The 21,095-nt window shown below is 58.0% G+C and carries 17 protein-coding genes; 9 read left to right on the top strand and 8 right to left on the bottom strand.

Going from position 1 to position 21,095, the window contains the following annotated elements; translation table 11 throughout:
* Positions 1-19 precede the first annotated feature (19 nt).
* A complete protein-coding gene (locus JZY08_RS20065) occupies positions 20-589 on the top strand; it encodes a HutD family protein (protein ID WP_216333359.1) in 570 nt (189 codons plus the stop codon).
* Positions 590-601: 12 nt separating this feature from the next.
* On the opposite strand, the gene JZY08_RS20060 is transcribed toward JZY08_RS20065, so the two are convergent.
* The 4 genes from JZY08_RS20060 to JZY08_RS20045 form a co-directional block, all read right to left on the bottom strand.
* The gene (locus JZY08_RS20060) at positions 602-2,080 is read right to left on the bottom strand and encodes a M81 family metallopeptidase (RefSeq protein WP_216333358.1); all 1,479 of its coding nucleotides are present in this window, start codon (positions 2,078-2,080) and stop codon (positions 602-604) included.
* A 72-nt stretch (positions 2,081-2,152) separates the two neighbouring features.
* Positions 2,153-3,241: a D-TA family PLP-dependent enzyme gene (locus JZY08_RS20055; protein ID WP_216333470.1), complete on the bottom strand. Its 1,089-nt coding sequence runs from the start codon at positions 3,239-3,241 to the stop codon at positions 2,153-2,155.
* Positions 3,242-3,272: 31 nt separating this feature from the next.
* Positions 3,273-3,668, bottom strand: coding sequence for a RidA family protein (locus JZY08_RS20050; protein ID WP_035242947.1), 396 nt, complete (start codon positions 3,666-3,668; stop codon positions 3,273-3,275).
* A 318-nt stretch (positions 3,669-3,986) separates the two neighbouring features.
* Complete coding sequence (locus JZY08_RS20045; protein WP_216333357.1) at positions 3,987-5,372, bottom strand: FAD/NAD(P)-binding protein; 1,386 nt, start codon at positions 5,370-5,372, stop codon at positions 3,987-3,989.
* A 427-nt stretch (positions 5,373-5,799) separates the two neighbouring features.
* Here JZY08_RS20045 and repA point away from each other — a divergent pair, with 427 nt between their 5' ends.
* The 6 genes from repA (at position 5,800) to JZY08_RS20015 (ending at position 11,757) form a co-directional block, all read left to right on the top strand.
* On the top strand, positions 5,800-7,014 hold the full coding sequence (gene repA / locus JZY08_RS20040; protein WP_080600398.1) for a plasmid partitioning protein RepA: 1,215 nt from the start codon (positions 5,800-5,802) through the stop codon (positions 7,012-7,014).
* Positions 7,011-8,024: a plasmid partitioning protein RepB gene (gene repB, locus JZY08_RS20035; protein WP_216333356.1), complete on the top strand. Its 1,014-nt coding sequence runs from the start codon at positions 7,011-7,013 to the stop codon at positions 8,022-8,024. The genes repA and repB overlap by 4 nt, the downstream gene beginning before the upstream one ends.
* Before the next feature lie 186 nt (positions 8,025-8,210).
* Positions 8,211-9,479 carry a plasmid replication protein RepC gene (gene repC / locus JZY08_RS20030; RefSeq protein WP_216333469.1) on the top strand — a complete coding sequence of 423 codons (1,269 nt, stop codon included), beginning with the start codon at positions 8,211-8,213 and terminating at the stop codon, positions 9,477-9,479.
* Positions 9,480-9,954: 475 nt separating this feature from the next.
* A complete protein-coding gene (locus JZY08_RS20025) occupies positions 9,955-10,167 on the top strand; it encodes a hypothetical protein (RefSeq protein ID WP_003497996.1) in 213 nt (70 codons plus the stop codon).
* 66 nt (positions 10,168-10,233) lie between these two features.
* Positions 10,234-10,518, top strand: a complete 285-nt coding sequence (locus JZY08_RS20020; RefSeq protein WP_216333355.1) for a hypothetical protein — start codon at positions 10,234-10,236, stop codon at positions 10,516-10,518.
* A gap of 39 nt (positions 10,519-10,557) precedes the next feature.
* A complete protein-coding gene (locus tag JZY08_RS20015) occupies positions 10,558-11,757 on the top strand; it encodes a low temperature requirement protein A (protein ID WP_003497992.1) in 1,200 nt (399 codons plus the stop codon).
* Here JZY08_RS20015 and JZY08_RS20010 read toward each other — a convergent pair.
* Positions 11,754-13,223 carry a glycosyl transferase family protein gene (locus JZY08_RS20010; protein ID WP_216333353.1) on the bottom strand — a complete coding sequence of 490 codons (1,470 nt, stop codon included), beginning with the start codon at positions 13,221-13,223 and terminating at the stop codon, positions 11,754-11,756. The two genes, JZY08_RS20015 and JZY08_RS20010, sit on opposite strands and share 4 nt — an antisense overlap.
* 147 nt (positions 13,224-13,370) lie before the next feature.
* Here JZY08_RS20010 and JZY08_RS20005 point away from each other — a divergent pair, with 147 nt between their 5' ends.
* Entirely contained in the window at positions 13,371-15,479 is a 2,109-nt protein-coding gene (locus JZY08_RS20005) for a TonB-dependent siderophore receptor (RefSeq protein WP_216333351.1), read from the top strand.
* A 161-nt stretch (positions 15,480-15,640) separates the two neighbouring features.
* Positions 15,641-16,096 carry a redox-sensitive transcriptional activator SoxR gene (gene soxR, locus JZY08_RS20000; RefSeq protein WP_035242944.1) on the top strand — a complete coding sequence of 152 codons (456 nt, stop codon included), beginning with the start codon at positions 15,641-15,643 and terminating at the stop codon, positions 16,094-16,096.
* A 29-nt stretch (positions 16,097-16,125) separates the two neighbouring features.
* Here soxR and amyA read toward each other — a convergent pair whose 3' ends face one another.
* From amyA to JZY08_RS19985, 3 genes are all read right to left on the bottom strand, one after another.
* Complete coding sequence (gene amyA / locus JZY08_RS19995) at positions 16,126-17,613, bottom strand: alpha-amylase (protein WP_216333349.1); 1,488 nt, start codon at positions 17,611-17,613, stop codon at positions 16,126-16,128.
* A gap of 133 nt (positions 17,614-17,746) precedes the next feature.
* Positions 17,747-19,477 carry a biotin carboxylase N-terminal domain-containing protein gene (locus tag JZY08_RS19990; RefSeq protein WP_003497983.1) on the bottom strand — a complete coding sequence of 577 codons (1,731 nt, stop codon included), beginning with the start codon at positions 19,475-19,477 and terminating at the stop codon, positions 17,747-17,749.
* A 17-nt stretch (positions 19,478-19,494) separates the two neighbouring features.
* Positions 19,495-21,090, bottom strand: a complete 1,596-nt coding sequence (locus JZY08_RS19985; protein WP_216333468.1) for a 5-oxoprolinase/urea amidolyase family protein — start codon at positions 21,088-21,090, stop codon at positions 19,495-19,497.
* Positions 21,091-21,095 lie beyond the last annotated feature (5 nt).

The following is a 21,095-nucleotide window of genomic DNA, read 5'->3' as shown; positions in this document are numbered from 1 at the left end:
ACCCGATTCTGGACATCACATGAAAATATTGCGCGCTTCCGAATACAAGACCATGCCGTGGAAAAACGGAGGCGGCGTTACGGTGGAAATCGCCATCCACCCGCCAGGTGCCTCCATGGATGCATTCGACTGGCGCATCAGCATGGCGACCGTCGCTCAGGACGGACCGTTTTCCAGCTTCCCAGGCATAGACCGCACACTTGCCATTATCGAGGGAAACGGCATGGCGCTCGCTATTGCAGGAGATGAGCCGGTGCCGCTGACGACAAAGAGCACCCCTCTGCCCTTTGCTGCGGATGTTCCCGTTGACGCGACCCTGATGGATGGCTCGATCGTCGATCTGAACATCATGACCCGCCGCTCATCCTTCAGCCACAGCGTGGAAAGGCTCTCCGTCAGCTATTCCGCGGAAGCGGGAACGGGCACGACGATGATCCTGTCGCTCCATCCTTTGACGGTTTCCTTCGGTAACGATAGTGCCCGGCTGGAGGAGCTGGATAGCATTTTCATCCCGGACAGCCTGCCTTTCACCGTCAGGCCCGACCATGATGACGGCGCGTTCTTTCTGATCACGCTGCGGCGGATATAAGCTGCCGTAGCCTCAATCCAGACCCAGCGGATCGGCCAGCCTTGGCCAAAGTTGCAGGCTTGCCTTGCGATAGGCGGTTTTTGCCGGGTCGGTCGGATAGGATGTCGGCGCGGCGATATAGACGATCTCCGAGGCGATCGGCGCAAACCCGGCATGAAAGTGGTTTGTGGACTTTACAAGCAGCACGTCTTTTCTGGCAAAATCGATGCCGAGATTGGAAAAGATATCCGGCTCATAAGTCTGCGTTCTGCTGGTAATGAGAATGATATCGATCTCCGTTCCAACCGGTCTTACAACGGCGGCGCGGCCGAGCGTAACGCGGCTGTTACGGAAACTCTGCCAGCCAGCCTCTGCGGTGCGCATCACCCTGATCCGGAAATCCAGCGGTTCACCGCCTTCAGGACTGGATTTGCCGCCGATGCGCAGATCGATCTCGGCCCCCTCACCCGCCGCATGACAGAAGGACACGGCAATCGGATCCCAGATCGTCGCAACACCGATATTATCCATGCCGCGCTCCACCATGCGCCGCAGAATATGGGTGGCGTCACCCGCGACGCCACCGCCTGGATTGTCCCATATATCCGACACCACGACCGGCATATCCGGATTATTGCCGCGGATATTGAGCGCCATGTCCAGGCCAGCCTCCGTGTCGAGCATCGGCATCGCTGTCAGCTTGCGCATGGCATAAAGCTCATGGCCAAGCTTTTCGGCCAGCGCGTCGCCCTTTGCCCTGTCATTATCTGTGACGACAACGATGCGTGTGCCCATATCCGGCACATCGCCAGCCATGAAACCGTGAATGACGGAAATCGACAGTATGCCATCCTTGCCCTCCAATGCCTTCAAACGGTCGACATAGGAACGCATCGGCTCGCGGCTGGTCGGATAGATGGTGATCATGCGGCAGTCGAAAGTGGAGATAACCGGCCTGATTTCTCCACGCAGGGTGCGCAGCGCCATTTCCACCACATGCTCGCCGCGTTCCTCGAAATCCGTATGCGGGAATTCCAGGAACGTTGCCATGATGTCGAGATTGGCGACCCTTAGCGCCGTCAGATGGCTATGGGGATCAAATTCGGCCGCGATCAACACATCCGGGCCGACCAGCGCGCGTATCCGCGACAGGAAATCGCCTTCGGGATCGTCATAACCCTGTGCCACCATGGCGCCATGCAGGCCTAGAATCACCGCATCGACCGGCAAGGCCGCCGTGAGCTCCGCAAGAATCGTATCGCGCAGCGTTTCATAGGTCTGGCGCTGGATGAGCCCCGCCGGCTCCGCCCAGCACGATGTGCCCTCGATGACCGTGAACCCCTCCATTTTGCCACGACGGCGCAGGATTGGCACCGGCGACGAGCAAAGCGTTGGCGTTTCCGGATGCTCGCCCGGGCCGGCGTAAAAGGCCGCGCGGAAAGCGTCCATATCCGTTGGAACGGGTGAAAACGTATTGGTTTCGGTGGCGAGTGATGCCGTAAATATGCGCATGACTGTGTTACTCTTTGCCGGTGCCGGTTGGTCCGAAGCACCCATTTCGCTAACTTAATTAGCCGGGTAATATTACCAGACGGTACCGCGCGCTGCGACATCTTCCACGCGCGTTACCAGGCCATTTCGATGGAAAACCATTCGGTCGAAGAGATTGCTGACGACGCAGGTGTGGTTCGGCACGACCTTGACGACATCACCAATGTCAGGCCGGGCGGAACTGCAGGCCGACAAATCGACAACCGCATGTTCTTCCGAAAGCGAAATGATCTTTGCGCCCTCATACCCCTCGATCATGCCGTAATCGCTGAAACCCAATAGATCGGAGGTCAAGGCCTTCGAGCCGCAATCAAGCACGGCGCGATCGGCGGTAGGTCTCGATACCACGGTGGCGAGGACGTGCATTGCCAGATCGCCAACGGTGCAATGTCCGGCGCGCAGCATCGAACGGTCATTATAGACATAGGTGCCCGCCCGATGTTCGGTGGCGGAAGGAACAAGGTGAGCCGAGAAAAAATCAGGTGAGCCGCCGCTTGAGCGGACCGGGCAATCAATGCCTTTTTCCGCGAGCAGCGCCATGGTTTCGCGTATGAAGTCTTCCACCTTTTCCGCCCCGCCAGGGGCCGGATAGGTCAAAATGCCCTTGAATTTGAGGCCCGTCGCCGCGACGATCTTCTCCGCAAGCTCCAGCGCTGCCCGTGGGGTCTGCACGCCGCAACGCTTTCCACCCGTATCGCATTCGACAAGCACTGCAAGCGGTCTTTCCGCATCAAATGTGCCGGCAAGTCCGGCAACCGTTACAGCACTGTCGGCAACAACGCTCAGTCTGCCGATGCGCGCGTTCAGCGACTTTAATCGCGCAAGTTTTGCCGGGCCGAGAATATTGTAGGTAATCAGGATGTCGTCGAACCCGGCATCCGCGAAGACCTCCGCCTCGCTGACTTTCTGGCAATTGATGCCGATGGCGCCCGCCTGAAGCTGCTGTCTTGCGATAGCCGGTATCTTGTGCGTCTTGATATGGGGACGGAAAGCTTTGTCATGGCTATCGAGATAGGATTGCGCCCTCAGAATATTGGCAGCAAGCCGGTCCTCGTCGATCACCGGCATTGGTGTCGAAATCGCATCGAGTGGTGTGCCTGCATCAGGCCAGGGATAGGTCATCATATGCTCTCAAAATCAGCAAAATCGGGCATCAAGCCAGCGGCTTATAGGCGATAACATCCATTTCCACCTTGGCATCCACCATCAGGGGCGACTGCACGGTCGATCGTGCCGGCGGATGATCAATGAAATATTTCTGGAAAACGGCATTGAAGCTCGAAAAATCACGGGCATCATCCAGCCAGACATTGACCTTAACAACGTCAGCGAGCGTGCAATCGGCAAGCGCCAGGACATCCTTGATGTTGGCCACAACCTGCTCGGTCTGCGCCACGATGCCACCGGTCACCACCTCACCGTCAACAGTCGGCACCTGACCGGACACATAGACAAAATCTCCGGCCCGGACGGCTTTAGCGAAGGGTCGGCGCTGACCGCCAGCCTGACTATCAGCCGTCTCGAACCGCACCAGCCTGTGTTTTTCCATGATCGCCTCGCAAATAATTTTCATCAATCTCGTATTTTTATCGTTTTATAGCCGGTTTGGCAGCGATATTCCATAAGCGATGTAAATTATTTAGCAAATCCGCAAATTCAACGTTTTTGACGCAAAGAACGCGCATCTTATTCCGGCCGCCGATAGGCGTCCGCATCACAGGCTGCCACAAACCGATAGGGATAGATTCGTTACAATAAGAAGGCGAAGTTTGCCGCGGCTAACTTCAGAATCCAATACTATCAGGAGCTGCCATCGCCGTCGAAATGTCTTACAAACCAACCCGTTTCCAACTGCTTTCTTACTCCGTCAGCCGTGCGCCGATATCCGCCCATTCGACGTCACTCTTTCCGTCACACCTTGGGCAATGTTCTGTGACTGGACACGAATATCCGGAACGGCAGTTATCTCCCAGAAACGGCCTGCCGTCAGTGCGCCGGCGGCAAAAAGGCCCGGCCAGACTTCTCCGTCCGCTCGATGCAAGCGGGATTGCGCGTCAACCTCTACTCCCAGACCAAGGCGATCGAGCAGGAGGATGCCATCACCATGCATCGTTTCGAGAAGACGTGAGTGGCCGATCCCTGCTCGCTCCATACCCGTGCAATTGACGACCCAGTCGACCTGAAACTCCCTGACGTCCTGCGTATGCCTGCGGCGATAAGAAACCGTGATTCCGTCTTCCTGCTCATAAAGCGAGCGTAGATAACCGGCATGAATCTCAAGAACGCCGTCAGAAAGGAGCTTCTCAAACGCCTTATGGACTTCAGGCGCGATGCGGTGCCGATGTATATTCCACCAAGGCAAGGCGTGGCGAAGAAAGCGACTGCGTTGCACGGGCGTCAGGCGTTGCCACAGGGCCTGCGTTATCGGTCGCAAGCCGTCCATCACCGTGCGCCAGGGCGCACCGTCCTTCACCTGTTTGCGTAGTGACTGCAACAGTCGGCTGATCTCCGTAGACCCATCGGCCAACTGAAGGTCGGCTGCAGTCAGTGGCGGACTGATATGGGGATGCGGCACCAGCCCTCGCCGGGACAGAACGTGGATCGGACCGCGATGGCCCTTTCCTCGCAAGGTAAGGACCTGATCGATCATCGTGAGACCAGAACCAAGAATACAGATGCGATCACCCGCCCTCACTTTCGACAACCATCCGGGTTGCCAGCAGTGACCGATGACGCGCTGTGGTCTCTCTTCTTCTTTCGCGACGGTTTGCACCGGCAAACCGGCCGCCCCCACACCCAGACATAAAACAACATTATGCGCACGCAACGTCTCGCCATTCTCCAGACTAAAGGAAAATGCGCCATCGCGATCCGGCCGGCAGGCGGAAGCCTTTGCACGGATGAAATCCACCCTCGCCCGCTGGTCCCGGCTTCGGAGCAAGGAGGCAAGTCTGTCTCTCAGATAGAGACCGTAGTCCCCGCGCGAGGCGAACAACAGGGGATCCCGTCCGATCCCGTTCTCGCGTAACCAGTCAAGAAAATCATCGGGCCGGTCCGGGAAGACGCTCATCCGCCCCGCAGGCACATTCAGTCGATGATAGGGCAGCTCCGTTCGGTAGGCGGTGCCGCGCCCGAAATCTGACTCGTCCCCGACAATGGCTACTGAGGCCTCAGGCGGTAGCGAGGACAGGAGATGAGCGGCGGTACAGATGGCCGAAAACCCCGACCCGACGATAGCGACATCATAGGACATTCTTTCCTCCAACCTGCGACGGTATGAACACGGTCAGACGGTGCCGAGCGCGTGGATACCCTAGTCGTTGAGTAGAGATTAAACACCTCCGAATGTCTACCCTTCACTTCCTTCTCTAGCACGGTGACCGTGCGGTCAGGTTGCCAAAGTTAGCCGCGGCAAACTTTCCGACCGTTCTCCATCAACGACGTAAAACAATGGAAAAAAGCGACATCGCCGCGTGAACAAAAGCGAAGTTAGCCGCGGCTAACCGTCAAACTGTCACAAAACGCAAATCTGATTCTTCCACAATGCCTTAGCGGCACTTTCGCATCTGGGAAAAAAGCCTATTGCGCCAAAAAGAGAATCGGCGCTTATATCTCAGTTGCGGAAAAAACCGCCTTTTTCGGAAAAAACCGCTACTGCAATATCGAGCGAAAGAAGACAGATGACACAGAGTGCCGACTCAAGACTTGCTGCAGGGGCACCCGACCTCACGAGCCTTATACAACAGCATTCGGCTGCATTGTCAGCCCAATTGCAGGCGCATAACGCAAATACATTTTCACCCCATACCGAAAAGAGCATGCGTCATTTTTCGCCTGCTGAAACCGCTCGGCTGATTGGTATCGGCGAAGCCTATCTTCGTCAGATCGCCGCCGAGCGTCCCGAGCTGGATGCAGCGCAGGCCTCCGGTCGCCGTTCCTATTCTGTCGAGGACATGGACGAGATCAGGCGCTTTCTCGATCAGGGCGCACGCGGCACTCGTCGTTACCTGCCCCATCGTCGTGACGGTGAAGAATTGCAGGTCATCGCCGTCATGAACTTCAAAGGTGGTTCGGGCAAGACGACGACCTCGGCGCATCTGGCGCAATATCTGGCGCTTCGCGGTTACCGCGTGCTCGCCATCGATCTCGACCCGCAGGCAAGTCTGTCTGCGCTCTTCGGCCACCAGCCGGAGATCGATGTCGGCCCGAACGAAACGCTCTATGGCGCAATCCGCTACGATGATGAACGCCGGCCGATGGCTGAGATCGTTCGCGGCACCTATATTCCCAATCTTCATATCGTTCCCGGCAATCTGGAGCTTATGGAGTTCGAACACGACACGCCGCGCGCTTTGATGCGCCGCGCACCGGGCGATACGTTGTTTTTCGCCCGCATCGGTCAGGCTATCGCCCAGGCCCAGAACTTCTATGACGTGGTGGTCATCGATTGCCCGCCACAACTCGGTTACCTGACGCTTTCTGCACTGACTGCTGCGACATCGGTTCTCGTCACCGTTCATCCGCAAATGCTGGATGTGATGTCCATGAACCAGTTCCTTGCCATGACGGGTGATCTTCTCGCTGAAATCGGCCGGGCTGGCGCACGTTCCGACTATAACTGGATGCGTTATCTCATCACTCGTTTCGAACCGAGCGATGGGCCGCAGAACCAGATGGTTGCTTTCCTGCGCTCGATCTTCGGTGAAAACGTCCTCATTCACCCGATGCTCAAGAGCACGGCCGTCTCGGATGCCGGATTGACCAACCAGACGCTGTTTGAAGTGGAAAGAACCCAGTTCACCCGCTCGACCTATGATCGCGCGCTGGAAGCCATGAACAACGTCAATGGTGAGATCGAGGGACTGATTAAAAAAGCGTGGGGTAGGGCAGCATGAGCAGGAAACAGATATTCGCCAATCTCGGCACGCCGGGTACCGACAACAATGACGCCACTCCAGAGCGGTCGCGACCACGCATCCGGCCAATTCTCGGCTCTCCGGAACTTGTAACGGATGTCGTCAATTCGCCTGTCGGCATGATCGGCCAGTCGCTGAACGAGGTATCAGAACGCGCCAAGCGTGCTGAAGCGATCGAAAAGCAGCTCGCAGAGGGCCTGACAATCGTTTCTCTCAATCCGGCGGATATCGATCCCTCTTTCATTCCCGACCGCATGCCGGCCTCGGAAGAGGCGGATGCCGGTCTTGTGGAAGCCATTCGCGAGCAGGGCCAGCAGGTCCCCATTCTGGTGCGCCCGCATCCCGATTTCCCGGGCCGTTATCAGGTCGCCTTCGGTCATCGCCGCCTGCGTGCCGTGACGAGCCTCGGTATTCCCGTCAAAGCGGTCGTGCGCGATCTCAGCGATGAACAGCTGGTTGTTGCCCAGGGGCAGGAAAACAACGAGCGCCGCGACCTCACCTATATCGAAAAGGCCCGCTTTGCCCAGAAACTGCAGATGCGGTTTCCAAGGGACACGATCATGGCCGCAATGTCGCTGCATAAGGGCGACCTTTCCAACATGCTCTCTGTTGTCGGCCGCATTCCGGAGGATCTGGTTGATCTCATTGGCCCGGCGCCAAGCGTCGGCCGCCGCAACTGGATGGATCTAGCCGATCAGCTCTCGTCATCGCAGGTCAAGGAAGCGGCGCGCGCCTATGTAAGGGAACCGTCCGTTGCCTCACTTCTTTCGGAAGAACGTTTCAAGTCGCTTCTCGATTTTCTGAAACCCAAAGCACAGGCGAAAAAGACCGGTGTCTGGTCATCGGAAACAGGCGGACGACTGGCAAAGGTTGTCGAGAGCGACCGAAAGCTGGACATATCCATCGACAAGAACGAAGCGCCGGAATTTGCCGATTTCGTTCTGGAACATCTTCAGGCGCTGTTTGCCGAATACCGGTCCAAGCAGTGATTTCTAATCTTAACGACTAACAGGAGACGCATCACAAAAGAAAAAAGCCCCCGAACGTTGCCGCACGGAAGCCTTTCTTTGATCTAAGCAACCAAAGAATCTCATTTCCGCGAATCATAGTCAAGAGTCTTTGGCATCGAATTTTTCGGTGAGCGATTTTCTTTTGCCTTGTGAAAGGTGAAAGACATGGACAGCATATGTGTAACGACGCCATTTGGGCGGCGAGCGATGTCGTTTGGCGTTCTCGCAACCCAGTTTGCCGCGCAAAAGAACAAAAAGACTGAGACGGTCGATAAATGGAAACTCTATCGTTCGGTCTGTGAAGCAAGACCATTGCTCGGTGTGACCGATCGTTCTCTCGCAGTCTTGAACGCGCTTTTGAGTTTTTATCCGAAAAACGAACTGTCCAGCGAAGCCGGACTGGTGGTTTTCCCTTCCAATACGCAATTATCGCTGCGTGCCCATGGCATGGCGGAACAGACTTTGCGCCGGCATCTCTCGGCCCTTGTCGAAGCCGGCCTCATCATCCGCAAGGATAGCCCGAATGGAAAACGCTATGCCCGCAAACACAGGGGCGGAGAGATCAGCGAGGCCTATGGTTTTTCACTCGCACCGCTTCTTTCCCGCAAATCAGAAATCGAGGAGCTGGCCGACCGTATCGTTCGTGAGCGGCTCGATCTTCAGCGCCTTCGTGAAAACATCAGCCTTTGCCGTCGCGATATCCAGAAGCTTTGCGAAATGATTGCTGCAAGCGGTAAGGTCGAGACCTTCGAAGGGTTTCAGACGCGCTATAATGCGATCGCCCGTTCCCTTGGACGCAATTCAAAGCCTGCCGAACTCAAGGAAATCGCCGGTTTTCTGGTCTCTCTGCGCGCTGAAGTGACCAACTATCTGGAAAATATTGAAAAATCTGAAAAAATGGGCGGCAATGACTGCCAAAATGAGCGCCTCATAAAGAATTCAGAATCCGAATCCATATCTAAACCGCAGGATTTTCGTGAACCGGCTAGCGTTCCACCCACAAGCACGGTTGGCATCCAGCCAGCCTATGCCGCAGCCATCAGCGCAAAACCCTCAGCACATCCGCCCAAGCCTGTTGTTCATAAGCAATTTTTTGTTCCTGATATTGTTTTGGTTTTGAAGGCTTGCCCGGATATTTCCCTCTATGCCCCTGGAGGAACCGTCACCGGCTGGCGTGATCTCGAAGTGGCAACATCCGTGATCAAAACCATGTTCAATGTCAGCCAGTCAGCTTATCAGGATGCCATGGCTACCTTCGGACGGCAGGGAACTGCGGCCATCCTTGCATGCCTGCTTCAAAAGGCGGATCAGATAAGCTCACTCGGCGGATATCTGCGCAATCTGACACGCAAGGCCCATGAGGGTGGTTTCGATCTTCAGGCCATGCTTCTGGCGCAGCTCCGCGGGCGGCAGGACGAGATGGAGAGGGGCTGACGGGGTGAGTAGCCGCGGAACCCCGCCTCAGCTTGCGGAAAACCCCGTCTGAAGTTACATTGAGGTCGTTCCTGCAAGATTCGAAAGATTCGGTGTGAGGCTGGTGATGTCTAAACGAATATCCCTGCCAAATGGCAATCTATGGTTAATGCAAGGTAGTGAAAACTAAGTGCCGATTAGCTTTCGTTTGCGTTTTTCCGCTATTGGTTTCAATCGCTTGAGTCCGGATGTTTTTTAACCGAACTGACCGTGATAGAGACGGGAAAAGCGGTTTTCATGCATAAGTCACCACCGCAGGACCGTCGTTGAAGAGCACTAAACAGTGTTGGCGACAGGGCGGGGGCGAGAAACAGCCAGTCCGACTGGCGAGCGGCAATCCGGAGCACAAAGAAAACGTCAGGCTTCGAACTCATGAAATTGAACCTTCGCTGAGATGCCACGTTCTATTTCATCACTTCAACGGATCACTGGCATTATGGTTTTCTCGGACGATATGGAGCTCGCCGTCGCTCTTTACATGGCGGACATTGCCTTGCCCCGGCACATGGCCGTTGAAAAGCTTTTGAAGGCGGGACTTGAAGACGCGGGTTATTTAACCGGAGGTAAGGGTCGGCCGCCGGAAATCGTCGATGGGCAGACAAGCGCGGACTATGTGCAATATCGCACCTATCTGGACGAGGATAGCTGAAAGACGGCGGGAACCAAACCGGACGGGGGCTGTTTATGGCGCAGTCAATTGTGTCAGGATATTCCGATGTTTCCCAAGCCCCTCCTTCTCGCGGCAATTCTCATCTCCGCGCCGAGCTACCCGATATTCGCTCAGCCTCTGGAGGTCAGCACTCTGGAACCCATAAAGACCCGTAGCGCCGCAGTCTCGCCTATAGAGACCGCATCCGACTACATTACCGATGTCTCCGGCAAGAAAGTGCGTCTGGTGGGCCCGCGTTTTTATCCCGACAATGCACGGGCGCTGCAGTTTCCGGGCCGAGCCTCAACCATTGATACTTCGGCTGAAGAAGACCGTCTGTCGCAGCGATGAAGCAATCGCAATAACGCATACTTGACGAACAGGGGCAGAATGGGAACCGAGAGCGAAACGTCCGGGCCGAAACCGGATGCGCAAAGCTGGATCAAAAAGGAAGGGCAGGAGGCCGAAAAGGCGACCTTTCCTGAACTGTTCTTCGATCTGGTCTTTGTTTTCGCGCTCATCCAGCTTTCCCACGCGCTTGCCAAGGACTTTGGACCGACGGCCGCACTTGAGGCGGGCATTCTGATATTGTCGCTTTGGTGGCTGTGGATACACACCACATGGATCACCAACCTGCTGAATACGGAAAAGGAGCCGGTCCGGCTTCTGCTCTTCGTTCTGATGTTCGGCGGGGTGCTTTTGGCAATCGCGCTACCGGAGGCATTTGCGGAACAGGGTTTCGTGTTCGCGCTGATCTATAGCGCCATGCAGGTGGGCCGAAGCCTGTTTGCGCTTTATGCTTTCAAGGGAGAAGACCGGCAGTCTTTTCTGGTTTTTGTGCGGGTGACGATCTGGCTCGTCATATCGAGCCTGTTCTGGCTCGCTGGCGGGCTCGCCGATCTGACGGATCGCATCCTGCTGTGGGGTATCGCGCTGGCGATCGAATATGCCGGACCCGCCTGCCGTTATGTCGTGCCGGGATTAAAAGCAAGCGATGCGGACAAGCTGCATCTCTCCGGCGAGCACCTTGCGGAGCGCTGTGCGCTTTTCGTCATCATCTGTCTCGGGGAAACGATCCTCACCACGGGCCGCACGGCCACGGAATATATGAACTCCGGCCTGACATTTATCGTCTTTTGTTCTGCCTTCGTCAGCACGGTGACAATGTGGTGGATCTATTTCCATCACGGACAGGAAGAGGCTTCCAGAAAGGCTGAACATGCGGACGAGAAAGCGAAGATTGCCCAGAATCTTTTCAACTACGGGCATCTGCCCATCGTGGCCGGCATTATCCTGACGGCAGTGGGAGAGGATTTCAGCCTGTCTCATGCCCATGAAGGGACGACGATGAGGGAGTCCATCGCCATTCTTGGCGGTCCGATCCTGTTTCTGGCCGGTAATATCGGCGTCAAGATTGCCGCCACCTATCAGCGACCCATCTCGCATTTTGCAGGCGTAGCAGCACTTTGCCTGCTTTTGCCGGTGCCGGGCGTGCCGCTTTTTGTGCTGCAACTGGCAAGCACCGGCATTCTGCTGCTCGTTGCCCTCTGGGAATATCTGGCGCTGAAAAAATCAGTCGCCAACGCCTAGGCAGTGGCGAAATTGCGTGCCCTGTCGTTCCATAGCCGCAGGCTGCGGGCATAGGCCTCTTCGAAAGGCAGCATCATATCATTGACCAGCATCAGGGCGATGGCTGCGGTGGAGACGATGATGGTTTCCGCTCTCTCGTCTCTCGCCGCCCCCGTCCAGACGGCGCGCCAATATTCGAAGGTGGTGAACATGGTCGGCATTTCGGCCGGTGGAGTTTCGCGGGCGGGAATGACGAACTCAACATCCTCGCCCTTGGAAAGACCGAAGATGCGGGTGCTGCGAAAGGGGGTAAACTGCGCGAAATCCCGTGTATTGCCGAGAATGGCCAAGCTCTCGACGGAAAGCAGCCGCGCCGTATCGCGATGAAGCTCCTGATAGGAGGGGCGGGCGACGCCGATGATGGTGCTTCTGGCGCGAAGCGGATTGAGAAGATGCACGACCGTATTGAGCGGCAGGCGCATTTCCAGAATGCCGTGCAGGCCAAGCAGGCTCTGAAACTGTAACGACAGTCCACCGATCGGCAGATAGGCGATCCCTTGCGAAGCCGTGGCCTTGGCCGCCTCAGAAATCGAGTGGCAGAGCGGTATCCCGCAGGCTTCAGCGGCGAGTTCGAGCTTGCCGCCATTTTCTCCCTGGCCCACATGGCCGTGCAACAGCACGCTATATCCCGCCATGGAAACAAGACGTGCGGAATGCAGGAACCAGGGCGCATCGCGATGTTTGGGCGACATATAGGCGGGCCAGTCGAGATCGACCGATGCGGGCGCTTGCTGGTCTATTTTTATATGGCCCCACATGGCTTCGATAAAACCGGCAAGCTCTGCCGCGGTCACACCGCGATAATGCATGGTCGCAAGCAGCGCGCCGATCTGTATGGGATCTGCATCGCCTTCGAGAATGATCGAGAGCGCGTCCATCGCCTCTTGCTGGCTGAGCGGGCGGCTGTTGCCGATGCCCATCGCCGAGGTCGCGATATATTTGGCGAGCCTGTGCTGCGGATCGGCATTGTGGCCGATGCGGGCAAGGCGGTCCGCGATATTTTCCGGTGTCGGCTGACCTTCGAGAAGAACGCTGGGGCGCAGCGAAAGAGGCGGCGCCTTCATCAGCACCGGCCGTTCCCAGCCGCTAACATTGGCGGCGGCGGGGACTGCGGCTTTTTCCTGTGAATAATCGATCAGGTTTTCCGCCTCCGCCGCCAGTGACCGAATGCGCAGCCGCATGGTCTCGGCAAAGGGGGTGGGCCGCAGACCCTGGCCGGTGCGCAAGAACAGCTGGTCGCCGTATTTCTCGCGCAGCTGCTGTAATATCCGGCTCATCGATGATGTCGGTAGTCCCATGCCTGCCGCTGCGCGGCTGACGCTTCCTTCACGCAACAACGCATCGAACGCGACAAGGAGTTTCAGCTGTCCAAGCCTGTCCGGCTTTGTCGGGGAAGCTGGTTCTTCTTTTCTCTTGCCGGTTGTCATCTTGCTGTTTTTTTACCCCGCTGCCGAATGGCGGAGCCCTTTTTGCAATTTCTGGAATTTAGAACTGTTCGAAAACAAACGCGTTGCGCCTGCACTCCCTCCTAAATAAGTGGGGTTAAATTCTCAAGTTAAATGCGGGGGCGTAACATGGAATTGAAGTACCGCGGCCGGGATATGGCCGCGACGATAATAAAGGCTGGCCTTTCGGCGGCACTGGCAGGAACGGCGCTCAGCGCCGCATTGCCCGCTTTCGCACAGCAGGCGTCCGAGGGAACCACCGTCCTGCAGCAGATCGTGGTCACCGCGTCGGGCTTCGAGCAGAATGTGAAAGACGCTCCCGCCAGCATCACGGTTGTGACGCGGGAGGATCTTGAAAAGGGATCCTATCGCGATCTGACCGACGCCTTGCGCGAAGTTCAGGGTGTATCCGTCACCGGCATCGCCAATGAGAAGGACATTTTCATTCGCGGATTGCCCGGCGCCTACACGCTGGTGCTTGTTGACGGCAAACGGCAGAGCACCCGCGATGCCCGCACGAATGGTAATTCCGGCTTCGAGCAGAGCTTCGTGCCGCCGGTTTCGGCCATCGAGCGTATCGAGGTCGTGCGCGGCCCGATGTCGTCTCTTTACGGTTCCGACGCCATGGGCGGCGTCATCAACATCATCACCCGCAAGGTCGGCGATGTCTGGTCCGGTTCCGTCACCACCGAGGGCACGGTTCAGCAGCATTCCAAATTCGGCAATAGCGGCCAGGTCTCCTGGTATGCCAACGGGCCGATCCTCAAGGACCAGCTGGGCCTTCAGGTCTGGGGCAGGGGCTTCAACCGCGGCGAAGACCGTATTCTGAGCGGCACCACCGGCGCCAAGGAATATGATTTCAACGGCCGTCTGACCTTTACGCCGAATGAAGACCACGACATTTATCTCGAAGGCGGCAAGACGCGGCTGCGTCGCAGCGCCGAGCCGGGCGAGACACTGGCGGCGACCGACGCCAACGGCACCTACAATACCAATACGCGCGACCATTGGTCGTTGTCGCATACCGGCCGCTGGGGACCGACCACATCCGAATTCTCCTTCCAGCAGGAATGGGCCGAGCGCACCAATTTCACCAGAAATACCCGCACGGGACGCGTCACGGAAAATCCGCGCTCGCCGGAGGTTCGCAACACCGTTCTTGATGGCAAGTTCACCACGCCCTTCGAATTGTTTGGCAACCACACGCTGGTCACGGGCGGTCAATATTTCGAGGCGCGGCTGACGGACCAGAACCCGGGGCGGCGCACCAGTGTTGATGAAACCTTCTCGGCGACGCAATGGGCGCTCTTTGTCGAGGATGAATGGCGCATCGTCGATAATTTCGCGCTGACGGGCGGTCTTCGTCTCGATAACCATGAGAAATATGGCAATCATTTCAGCCCGCGCCTTTACGGTGTGTGGAGCGCGACGGAAGAGCTGACGATCAAGGGTGGTATTTCCACCGGTTTCCGCGCGCCTGAAATCCGCCAGATTGCGCCGGGTTATGCCTATACGACGGGCGGTGGCGGTTGCACCTACGGACCGAGCGGCACCTGCGGCGTGATCATCGGCGATCCCGGTCTGGAAGCGGAAAAGAGCACGAGCTACGAAGTGGCCGCGCTCTGGGATAATGGCGATGTCACTCTTGGCGCCACCTATTTCTACACCGATTTCAAGGACAAGATCTCCAACGCGCTGGTGCTCAATCCGGATGGAACGCCGGCCCGCTGGAGCGAGGATCGCAATTATCGCCTCTGGTATAACTACAATATCGATGATGCGGTCATTCAGGGTGTGGAACTGACGGCAACCTGGTATGCGACGCCGGAGCTGACGCTGCGCGGCAACTATACCTACACGCATTCCGAACAGAAGACTGGCGACTACGAAGGTTTCCCGCTGGCGCGCACGCCCGAGCACATGGCCAATCTGCGGGGTGACTGGGTAACGCCGATAGACGGGCTGGAAGCCTGGGCCTCGGTGAATTATCACGGATCGGAAATCAATGCCGGCCCGCGCATCGGCACGAATGGTACGCCGGTGACGATCAACGGCAAGGCCGGGCGCAAATATGAGGCCTACACCACGCTTGATATTGGCGCGAAATATGCTGTCGCCGAAAATGTCGATCTCAATGCTGCCGTTTACAATGTCTTCGACAAGGATGTCGGCACCGATGATTTCAACACGGTCATGGAAGGCCGCCGTTTCTGGATCAGCATGACAGCAAAATTCTGATGCCGGCCATATCCAAGATTTCAGAGGCGCCCATCGGGCGCCTCTTTTTTTGGCCATCTGGTCTATTGACCTCAACTATGGTTGAGGAATTATACCGGCTGCTCTTTAATATATTTCCGCGTTTTTCAAGAGCGGAGATCGTTCAGAAAACCGGAGCCGGCATGGAAAATACCATACTTAAACACAGCCTGACGGTTGGCGAGGTTGCGCGTCGCAGCGGCGTCGCCGTTTCCACCGTCCATTTTTATGAGGCGAAAGGATTGATAGAAGGCTGGCGCACCAGCGGCAACCAGCGCCGTTATCATCGCGCCGTGCTGCGGCGTATCGCGATTATCCGCATCGCCCAGCGGGCTGGTATCCAGCTTGGGATCATCAGGGATGCGATGGCGGATTTGCCGCAGGATCGGGTGGCGACGGCCGCTGACTGGCGCAGGTTTTCGCAGTCCTGGCGGGAAATGCTACAGCTTCGCATCAACAGCCTGATTATGCTGCGCGACCAGCTTACCGGCTGCATCGGTTGCGGTTGCCTTTCGCTGGATGACTGTCCCTTACGCAATCCGGACGATGTTCTGGCCGATGACGGCGCTGGCCCGCGCCGTCTCGTATCCGCCGAATGAACGGTGTCGTTGGTTAAAGCGATTGTTATTCACTCGGATTCGGCAGGAACCCAGACGCTGACGCTGCCGCCATTGGTGGGGAACACGCCCTTACCGCTCTCATCAAGGGTAATCCGCTCGTCCCGGTGGCCGAGAAAGTCGCGCCATGCCGCGCCCGCATGTTCGGGGCCCAGATCAATCTGCTTCTCCGCCGGTTCGCCATTTGACATTACCACCACGCAACCCGGCTCATCGGCGGTGCCGTGGCGGATAAAGGCGATGCAGCTCGGATCGTCGAGAATATCCGTCTGGGCGCCGTTGGCGAAACGGCTGCGAGCCTCGACGAGCTTCGGCAGGCATTCGATCGCCGGCATGTCGATCTCATGTTCGTTGCCGTCATTGCCGGTGTCGGTGTAACGCGTGCCGAACAGATCGGGATAAAAGACGCAGGGAACGCCCTCTTCGCGCAACAGGATAATTGCATAGGCCAGGGGCTTGAACCACGGCTCAACCGGCGCTTCCAGCGATTGCAGCGGCTGGGTGTCGTGATTGTCGACAAGCGTGACCGCATGGTCGGGAACAGCCGAAAGCAGCGACCCTTCGAAGATGGTCCGCATGTCGAAATCGCCGCCCTGTTTGGAGGCGTCGTGGAAACGGTGGTGAAGGGCGACATCGAAAAGCATCAGCTGCTTGTCGACCAGATCAAGATAGCTTTTCAGCGCCTCTATGTCGGGGTGCCAATATTCCGCCACGACGAAAAGATCGGGATCGACCGTGTCGCGCATATGGCCGACCCAGTCGCGGAAGAACCAGGCCGGGATGTGTTTAGCGGCGTCGAGACGGAACCCGTCGACCTGAACCTGCTCGGCAAGCCAACGGCCCCAATATTTGAGTTCCTCATAGACCGCCCTGTTTCTGAATTCGACGTCCGCACCCATCAGGTAATCGAAATTGCCGTTTTCCTGATCGACTTCCTCGTTCCATTCGCCATCGCCATATTCGTTGACGAGGCGGAAAATGCCGTCCTCCGTCGGTTCCTCGATGTGGTCGACACCGCTGAAGCACTTCAGATCCCAGATGAATTTGGAATATTTGCCGTTTCGTCCGGGAAAGGTGAACTTGGTATAGGCAAGTGCCTGGAAATCCTCGTCATCTATCTCGGTGCGGTCCTCGGGATTGACGCGGCGGACCCGCACCTTTTCCTTTTCGTCGGCACCCATCTTGTGATTGAGAACGACGTCATGAATGACGCGAATGCCGTTTTCCTTCAGCGTCCGGCCCGCATGTTCGAGGGCGCCGCGATCGCCATATTTGGTGGCGACAGTTCCCTTCTGGTCGAACTCGCCGAGGTCAAAGAGATCGTAGGTGTCGTAACCCACCGAATAACCGCCGGCGGCGCCCTTGTAAGCGGGCGGCAGCCAGACATCGGTGATTCCCATTTTCGCAAGGCTTTCGGCTTTTTCGCCCACCTCGCTCCATAGTTTCCCTCCGTCCGGATAATACCAATGGAAGAACTGAAGCAAGGTGCGTCCGGCCATATTTCCCTCACGATGGTTAGCAGGTCGCGCCATAAACGGACCGGCGGCGAAAGGGTTCCGCCGCCGGTGCCGACCGAGCATCGATTGTGGGTGCCGCCTTCCCTGAGTGGTTGGCGGTTCGGCTGTCTTCGCGTTAGCCGGTGATTTCCAGAAGTGCTGCGCCAGCCTGCAGATAATCGCCTTCCTTGACGATCAGGCGCACCTTGCCGGCCCTGGTGGCGACGATTTGCGTCTCCATCTTCATGGCTTCCATGACCGCCAGCAGATCGCCTTCGGAAACGGTTTCACCATCCTTTATCTTGAAGGATTGCAGGGTGCCGGAAACCGGGGCGGTGATTTCGCCTTCCTTCTCTTTGACCGCAGCGCCGGGCGCAGAAGCGTTGCCGCCGCTGGCGGCGCCAAGACCGGATAGCAGCAGGCTCGGCAGACCGACCGAGACGCGCTTGCCGTCGATTTCCAGAAAGGTCCTTGTGATGGAAGGGTCCTCGACCGGTGCCGGGCGCTCCATCGCATCCGGCATGGCGGCGAAATCGGTCTCGATCCAGCGGGTGTGAACCTTGAATCCGTCCGTGCCGATGAAGTCCTCCGTCTCGATTGCGGCGCGATGGAACGGCAGGACCGTGGCGATGCCTTCGATACGGAATTCCTTAAGCGCACGGCGGGCGCGGCGCAGAACCTGATCGCGGTCCGCACCCGTGACGATGAGCTTCGCCATCAGCGAGTCGAACACGCCGGGCACGCTGGAGCCGCTGACGACGCCGCTATCCATGCGAATACCGGGACCGGAGGGCGCGTCGAAGACCGAGATCGAGCCGGGTGTGGGCAGGAAACCCCGGCCGGGATCTTCGGCATTGATGCGGAATTCCATCGAGTGGCCGCGCGGTTCCGGCGTTTCAAGAACCCGCAGCTTGTGGCCTTCGGCGATGCGGAACTGCTCGACAACGAGATCGATGCCGGTGGTTTCTTCGGTGACGGGATGTTCCACCTGCAAGCGCGTATTGACCTCCAGGAAGGAAATCGTGCCATCGACGCCGAGCAGGAATTCGACGGTGCCGGCACCGGAATAACCTGCCGCAGCACAGATCGCCTTTGCGGCATCGTGGATTTTCTGCCGCTGTTCGGCAGACAGGAATGGAGCCGGAGCCTCCTCGATCAGCTTCTGGTTACGGCGCTGCAGCGAGCAGTCGCGGGTGCCGAGCACGAGCACATTGCCATGCTTGTCCGCCAGAACCTGCGCCTCGATGTGGCGGGGCCGGTCGAGGAACCGTTCGAGAAAACACTCGCCACGGCCGAAAGCGGCTGTCGCCTCGCGAACGGCGGATTCGTAGAGATCGGCGATCTCTTCCATCTTCCACGCAACCTTCAGGCCACGTCCACCGCCACCATGCGCCGCCTTGATGGCGACGGGCAGGCCGTGTTTTTCGGCAAAGGCGGTGACTTCGGCAGCGGTAGAGACCGGGCCGTCACTGCCGGCGACCAACGGCGCGCCAACACCGGTGGCGATACGCCGCGCTTCGACCTTGTCGCCCAATGCTTCGATGACATGGGGGTCTGGGCCGATCCAGCTAAGGCCGGCATCGATAACGGCTCGCGCAAATTCGGCGCGTTCGGACAAAAAACCGTAACCGGGATGCACGGCATCCGCACCGGCGCGTTTGGCAATCGCGATCAGCTTGGCGATATCGAGATAGGTCTCGGCGGGGCGCACGCCCTCCAGCGCAAAGGCCTCATCCGCCAGCCGGACGAAAAGAGCATCCTGATCGGGGTCGGCATAAACGGCGACCGATTGCAGGCCGTAATCGCGGCATGCGCGGATGATCCGCACCGCGATCTCGCCACGATTGGCAATCAGCACTTTTTTCATCGCTCTTCTCCTCAAAATTATTTGTTTTTGGCCGCGATTTCGGCGAAGGGGCCGATCGGGCGGAATTTGATTTTGGCATTGACGGGGATTTGCCCGGCAAGATCGAGATGATATTCGGCAACCGCGCCGATGACGGGATAACCACCGGTCAGTGGATGGTCGGCAAGGAAGAGGACGGGCTGGCCGCTATGGGGAATCTGGATCGCCCCTGTTGCGGTGCCCTCGCTCGGCAATTCGGCGCTGTCCTTACGTTCCACCGGCACTTCGCCGGCAAGGCGGATGCCGACGCGGTTCGATTGCGGGGTGACCTGCCAGAGCTGGCTGGTCAGGGTCTCGATACCCTTCTGCGTGAACCAGTCAGTGCGGGGGCCGAGAACGACGTCCAGTGTCACGACTTCACCGGTTGCCGGCGGTTCGAAGGCCGGAACCTCGTTGATCGATACACTGGAGAGGCCCGCCTTTTCACCTTTCAGCGGCAGTATCGTGCCCGCGGCCACGCTTTCTGGCCCGACGATGGCGAGCGTGTCCGTCGCGAAGCTGCCGAGCACGGGTTCGACATCGAACCCGCCGCGGACGGAAAGATAACAGCGCATGCCCTTTTGCGGCTGACCAAAGGTGACGACATCGCCGGGTTCCAGGGAGACGGGAACATGGGTCTGCACTGTGAAACTGCCATCCGCCGTCTTGATGGTGACGGGGCAGGGTGCACCGGCAATGCCAATGACCGCGCGGCTTGTGCTCTTGAAGGAAAAACCGCCAAGCGTGAGTTCGAGACACGGCGTGTTGACCGGATTGCCGACAATGCGGTTTGCGGCGTTAAAAGCACCGCGATCCAGCGCGCCGGAGGCCGATACGCCCTGTCCGGTCTGGCCGAAGCGGCCGAGATCCTGAAATATGGCTGGCATGGGTGCTGCGAGCACCTCGAAATGCGGGCCTTCCCTTGCTGCATCCGGCTGGGAGGTTCGCGGTGCCGAGGCAGAAATATCGACTGTCCTGCCGGACTTGTCCATATCGAAGAAGCGCACCCGATAACCCGGCTGGAAAAGCGCGCCGGGATCGCGGTCGATATCCCACATCTTCACCGGCGTGGTGCCGATGATCTGCCAGCCGCCCGGGCTGTTTTGCGGATAGACGCCGCTGAATGCGCCGGCGAGCGCCACCGAACCCGCCGGAATGCGGGTGCGCGGGCTTTGCCGGCGCGGCACGTGAAGGGCCGGATCGCCGCCGACCAGATAACCGAAGCCGGGCGCGAAACCGCAAAAGGCCACGGTGAATTCACTTTCGGTGTGGCGACGGATGACCTCATCGACGCTCATGCCGGTCAGTTCGGCCACGTCGGTGAGATCTTCGCCATTATAGTGGACGGGGATTTCCACGAGATTGTCCGAAGGCGCGATTTTTGCCGAGAGATCGCGGCTGGAAAGCCGTGCGACCAGTGCTTGCGCGCCGATCTTCTCGGGGCGGAATCGGATCATCAGGGTGCGGGCAGCCGGAACCGTCTCTTCGATGCCCTCGACCGGATCGTTCTGAAGCGAGGCGAAAAGCGCCAGCGTTTCGTCGAGATCGGCAAGTTCAACGAGAATGGTTGTGAGGCTGACGGGGAGAAAACGCATCATAT

This window comes from Rhizobium sp. X9 (genome assembly GCF_018873185.1).
Classification (GTDB): domain Bacteria; phylum Pseudomonadota; class Alphaproteobacteria; order Rhizobiales; family Rhizobiaceae; genus Agrobacterium; species Agrobacterium oryzihabitans.
The sequence above is the reverse complement of the archived record's forward strand: the minus strand, read 5'-3'. Positions and strand labels throughout refer to the sequence as shown.